The sequence below is a fragment of the uncultured Cyclobacterium sp. genome (assembly GCF_963976465.1).
Lineage (GTDB): Bacteria > Bacteroidota > Bacteroidia > Cytophagales > Cyclobacteriaceae > Cyclobacterium.
Genome location: NZ_CAXBOC010000490.1, coordinates 1 through 4,044 on the forward strand (window position 1 = coordinate 1; position 4,044 = coordinate 4,044).

General features: G+C 37.4%; 4 protein-coding genes. 2 read left to right on the plus strand and 2 right to left on the minus strand.

What is annotated here, in order from left to right; genetic code table 11:
* On the plus strand, window positions 1–559 hold a 559-nt coding region (locus AAC037_RS20880; protein WP_339905338.1), incomplete at its 5' end, for a serine hydrolase domain-containing protein.
* 10 nt (window positions 560–569) lie between these two features.
* Here AAC037_RS20880 and AAC037_RS20885 read toward each other — a convergent pair.
* Together AAC037_RS20885 and AAC037_RS20890 are read right to left on the minus strand one after the other, a co-directional pair.
* Window positions 570–1,892 carry a lipopolysaccharide core heptose(II) kinase RfaY gene (locus AAC037_RS20885; protein WP_339905340.1) on the minus strand — a complete coding sequence of 441 codons (1,323 nt, stop codon included), beginning with the start codon at window positions 1,890–1,892 and terminating at the stop codon, window positions 570–572.
* Window positions 1,893–1,894: 2 nt separating this feature from the next.
* Window positions 1,895–2,551 carry a TetR family transcriptional regulator C-terminal domain-containing protein gene (locus tag AAC037_RS20890; RefSeq protein WP_339905342.1) on the minus strand — a complete coding sequence of 219 codons (657 nt, stop codon included), beginning with the start codon at window positions 2,549–2,551 and terminating at the stop codon, window positions 1,895–1,897.
* A 193-nt stretch (window positions 2,552–2,744) separates the two neighbouring features.
* On the opposite strand from AAC037_RS20890, the gene AAC037_RS20895 reads away from it, so the two are divergent.
* Window positions 2,745–4,044 (plus strand): S41 family peptidase (locus tag AAC037_RS20895; RefSeq protein WP_339905344.1); only part of this gene is annotated, 1,300 nt, incomplete at its 3' end.

Genomic DNA, 4,044 nt, shown 5'->3' on the forward strand with positions numbered 1-4,044 from the left:
AAGTCATTATTCTGCCACCAATGATATCCTTCTAGGGAAGGTCATTGAGAAGATTACCGGTGAATCTTTAGAAAAGGCCCTGAATGATTTTCACTTTTCAAGGCTATCAATGAACCAAACCTATGTTTATAAGGACGCCAATGATAGAACTCCTTCTTTATTTTCTTATAAAAACAGACCTTTGAATCTACCCCTTGCAATGCGTTCACTAGGAGGGGCAGGAGGTATTGTAAGTACAGCTAGAGACAGCCTTACTTTCCTGAAGGCATTTTTTCACGGACATCTTTTCCCAGTTTCCGAATTGGACGATATCATGGACTGGTTACCTGTAAAGCAAGGCGTCAGCCAAGGAATTGGAATATCACGCTACCAAAGAGCTCGAATTCTACCATTGGCTTCAAAAGATCCTGAGTTCATTGGGTGTAGCGGACATACTTCCGGAGCTTTTAGTCTATATGCTCCGGAATTTCAAATATTCTTTACGGGAACCACCAATCAGGCTGACGATCCATTGCTGCCCTATAAGTTAGCCACTGCCATGTTAAAAGAATTGAATTAATTTTTGAAAGTCAGCTTTTAATCCAATCCGGCTTGGTTGTTTTAATATTTGCTTGTATTTGGTTAAGTAAATTATACAGTCCAAAATAAGTTCTATTGATGTATAAACCATGTCTAGAACCTCTGGCTTGTTTGGATTTCCTAAACATCTTGTCATTTGAGATTTTATCTCCTAGAGCAAAAATCATTTGAAAGTAGTTGTCATCAGCGAAATTAAAGGTATCCACATGAAACGGTTTCCCCAGAAGGGAAATCATCTCTTTAAAGGTGTTTTTAAAATAAACTTTTTCCTCGGCAGAATCCCTTTCAGAAATAAACTCAAGGTCATAGAAAATTTGATCCAGTTCTTCCTCTTTGATCAAAAGGTCTTTCTTTATTAGAGAAAAATAACCGGAATAAAACTCTTCAGGAATCACTTTCACACATCCAAAATCAATAACAGCCAATTTATTCCCTTTCTGTATAATAAAATTGCCGGGATGTGGATCTGCATGCACTTGTTTTAGCTGATGAACTTGATGGTCATAAAAGTCCCACATGGTTTGGCCTACTTTGTTTCTGGCCTCCTGACTGGGATTCGTTGCTAGCCATTCCTTTAGATGTTTGCCTTCCATCCAGTCCATGGTGATCACACGGGCACTACTCATTTCTTCATAGTACTTCGGGAAATTTAGCCCTTTAATGTGACTACAGGCTTCCGATATTTCCTTACTTCTTATGACTTCCAGCTGGTAATCGGTTTCTTCAAGTAACTTTTCTTCAACCTCTTCCATATAATTATCCAACTCCCTTTCATTCATGTTCAATAAACGAAGTGCAAATGGCTTGACTAGCTTTAAGTCTGATTTCACACTTGACCCTACACCCGGATACTGTATTTTCACTGCAAAAACCTTATCTCCTTTGGTAGCTTTGTGCACCTGACCTATGGAAGCGGCATTGGCTGCTGAAGTGGTGAAGGTATCAAAAAGGTTTTCAGGCCCTTTCTTAAAATATTGATTAAAAGTCTTTACCACCAATGGATAAGACAGAGGTGGGGCACTGTATTGTGCCATTGTAAATTTATCCTGATAGGCACCCGGTAACATATTCTTATCCATTGCCATCATTTGAGCCACTTTTAAGGCACTCCCTTTCAGTTCACTTAGTGAATCATAGATATCTGAGGCATTGTTTTTATGAAGCTCATCTTTGGTCATTGCAGGATTGACCACTTTTTTTGCATAATGCTTCATATAATTCCCCCCTACCTTAGCCCCGGTACTAATAAACTTTGCAGCTCTTTGCACTTTGGAGACAGGTATACTTTGTTGCTCATTTAATTTGTTTGTCATGGCTATTTGGATTGAAAAAGGAATTTTGCAAAATCTACGAAACTATCAATGGCAGACCTACCCATCAGGTCAAAGGCTAAATTCACAGATTTTTCTATGGCAGCATCTGTTTTTTCAAAAGCCGGCGAATCATCTTTCAACCAAAACCTAAAAACAAACATTACCTGAAGCCAAATGGCCTCGTGGTATTTATCTGTTAAATATGGCCGCTCTGCTATTTCCTCTGTTTCTTTCCCTTCATTGACTATACCACTTGCAAAATCTTTAAACTTTGATTTAAAGCCTTTTAATTCTGAAGGGTAACTTTGATTTTTTATTGACACATTTCCATACACTGCTAGCAAGTAGGATCTTCTGTTTTTCAATTCTTCAATCCAGGTAAATAAAAAGCCCAAGAGCTTTTCTCTGGATGTATATGATTGGTAAACCTCCTGACTTTCTAAGGCTTGAATAGTATTGTCAAAAATCAATTCCCAAACCGCTTTCTTTACTGCACCAAAAGAAGTAAAATACTCATAAAACACGGTCTCTTTCATTTTCATGTCCTTGGTGAACTTGAAAACAGAAACCGGCTGACTCCCGGTTTCCAAAATATGAGAGATATATCCATCAATTATTTTATTTTTTTCCGTTTGGCTATTCTTTGTTTTTTCTGTCATTTTACCCATTATTTATTCTTAATTGTTTAACTAAATAAAGGGCTATCTGGTTTGTTAATTCTCATTAAATTTTCTGTAAAAAAAATTAAATCTATTTGAGAATGAGTAAATTCAGGGCTCAAGAAATACGATTTGCACATCTATTTTTCACTTGTTTTCGTTAATTACGATACAGACTAACGATGATTTAACAATGCTTAGAGCCAAGTTTATTCTTTATTATGCCGTCTTGACGGCTTCAATTTTCGTTTCATCTTGTAATAAAAACGTCGAAGAAGCTCCCCAAGACCCTAACCTTTTAAAAAATGCAATCTTAGAAACAATGCAAGAATGGTACTACTGGAATGATCAATTGCCTACAGTAGTAAATATTGACAGTTATGGTAGCAATGAGGAGCTATTGTATAACCTTATGTACTTGCAATACGACAGGTGGTCTTACCTCACTACAAAAGATGATTTTGAAAAAGCATTTACGGGTCAAAATGCCGGACATGGGGTTGGATTTGGTTTAAATGCCTCCAATGAATTGTTTATTTCTTTTGTTTATAAGGAATCACCTGCAGGGCAAGATGGCTGGAAGAGGGGTTGGCAGATTTTAGAAATCAATGGGCAACCAATTTCTTCTTATAAAACTAATGGTGGTTATAACTTTGATTTAGGCGAAAACAGAGCTGGCATATCCAATTCTTTTACTTTCAAACTACCTGATGGAAGTACCACTACTAGAACCAGCATTAAAGATAATTACCAGGCAAATTCAGTCCTCCATAAGGAAATTATCGAACAAAGGGATAAAAAAATAGGGTACTGGGTTTACAATAGCTTCAAAGCAACTCCTAACTTAAGCCCTACAAGAAGTGTGGAAGTTGAAGAAACTTTAAAGTACTTTGAAGAAGGGAGTATCAATGAATTAATCATTGATTTAAGGTACAATGGTGGAGGATCCGTAGATGTGGCAGAACAAATAATGAATGCATTGGTACCTGCAGCTGCTAATGGTAAATTAATGTATACCAATGATTTTAATCCTGTCAAAGAAAGTCTTAACGATTCCTATAACTTTGAACGAACCAATAACCTGACTTTGGATAAATTGGTAGTCATTACTTCAAGGGGTTCTGCCTCTTCCAGTGAATTGTTAATAAACTGCTTGAAACCCTATATGGAAGTTACCTTAGTGGGTGAACAAACCTATGGGAAACCTGTAGGGTCATTCCCACTGTCATCCTTTAATAATGTATTGGATCAAAACAATGTAGAATTAGTCCCTATCACATTTGCGATTGCAAATGCTACTGGGCAAGCAGCGTATTATGATGGGTTTCCTGCAGATATTTTGGCTGCTGATGACCCTTCCGTTAATTGGGGAAACCAGGAGGATGAAAGACTATCCGCAGCTATTTCTTATCTGCTCTATGGTAGTCTAGGTACTACTAGCCGTACAAAGCCTTTCAAGTCCAATTGGCAAATGATTGATGGGTTCTCCGGTT

Excerpts from the sequence above, each read along its gene's own strand:
- AAC037_RS20885 (WP_339905340.1), bottom strand. The coding sequence starts at position 1,892 with ATGACAAACAAATTAAATGAGCAACAAAGTATACCTGTCTCCAAAGTG.
- AAC037_RS20890 (WP_339905342.1), bottom strand. The coding sequence starts at position 2,551 with ATGACAGAAAAAACAAAGAATAGCCAAACGGAAAAAAATAAAATAATT.